The following is a 1184-nucleotide window of genomic DNA, read 5'->3' as shown; positions in this document are numbered from 1 at the left end:
GCCGGTACTGGTAGGGCCCACTCAGGTCGCCCGCACTCAGGCCCAGGGGGCGGGTCCAGCGGACGGTGATCTGTCCCCTGGTGTCGCTGGTGGAATCCACGGTGACCTGGGTGAGGACCGGGGCCAGCAGGGGCAGCTCCAGGCAGGCCTGGTTGGAGACCAGGCTGACGCCCCCGTTGGCCCCCCCGTTGACGTCGGGGTAGACCGCTACCAGGCGGTAGGCGTAGCTGACGCCCCGCCTAAGGGCGCTGGTGTCGGTGTAGGTGATGGCCGAGCTGGGCAGGGTGGCGATCTTGGTGAAGCCCGCCGGGATGCCCGTCACGCAGAGGCCGGGGTTAACCAGTTCGCAGCCTTCCTTTCGGTACAAAGTCAGGGTGGTGCCGGGGGCTCCGCAGGCGTAGGGGCTCCAGCTGAGCAGGATGGCCCGGCCAGTGGCGGTGGCGGTGGGGCGGGCGGTGAGGTTTTTGACCGAAGGCCCCACCAGTCGGATGCGGAAGGTCTGGAAGGAGACCAGGGCGGGGGTGGGTTTGGGGGGCACATCGGTGACCTTGAAGGTGACATCGTAGGGGGCGGCCCGCAGCTGGTTGCAGTTGGTTTGCCAGCTGAAGGTGGCCGTGGCGGGCTGGTTCTGGATGAGCCCGCCGTTGGTGAGCCGGGCGTAGGCGGGCTGGATGAGCTCACCCGGTGAAAGGGCCAGGCCATCCTGCCCTACGTTGAAGACGCCCCCGAAGCCGGCGATGATCACGCGCTGGCCGTCGGGGTCGGTGGCCGTAACGGGCTGGGTAATCAGGGTGCCGGCCTCGACGCACAGGTCGGGGATGGGCAGGATGAGGGGTCGCAGGTTCTTGGTGTCGACCACGAAGATCTGCATGTCGCGGGTGATCTCGCCGATGAGCACGCCGTTACGCCATTCCTCGATGATGAAGGCGAAGTTGAACTGGCCGATCTCGCCGGGGGCATCCCAGCAGAGTTCACCGGTGATGGGGTTGATGGAGAAGGTGGGCGTGCCGCCGGCTTCGCTGGCGGTGCTGAAGCGGGTGGGGTCCTGGTAGGCGGGGATGTCTCGTCCCTGGCAGCCGTTATCGGTGAGGCTGGTTTTGGGCACGCTCAGGCGGAAGGCGAGGCTATCGCCGTCGGCGTCGAAGGCGGCCGGGTTGTGGCAGAACTTCTGGCCCACGCGTCCG

1 pseudogene is annotated in these 1184 nt (G+C 67.7%); it reads right to left on the bottom strand.

From position 1 onward, the window contains the following. Positions 1–1184 (bottom strand): annotated as a pseudogene (locus tag ACFS25_RS31850) (gliding motility-associated C-terminal domain-containing protein); the annotation flags it as partial.

Source organism: Spirosoma flavum (assembly GCF_042686045.1).
Classification (GTDB): Bacteria; Bacteroidota; Bacteroidia; order Cytophagales; family Spirosomataceae; genus Spirosoma; species Spirosoma flavum.
The sequence above is the reverse complement of the archived record's forward strand: the minus strand, read 5'-3'. Positions and strand labels throughout refer to the sequence as shown.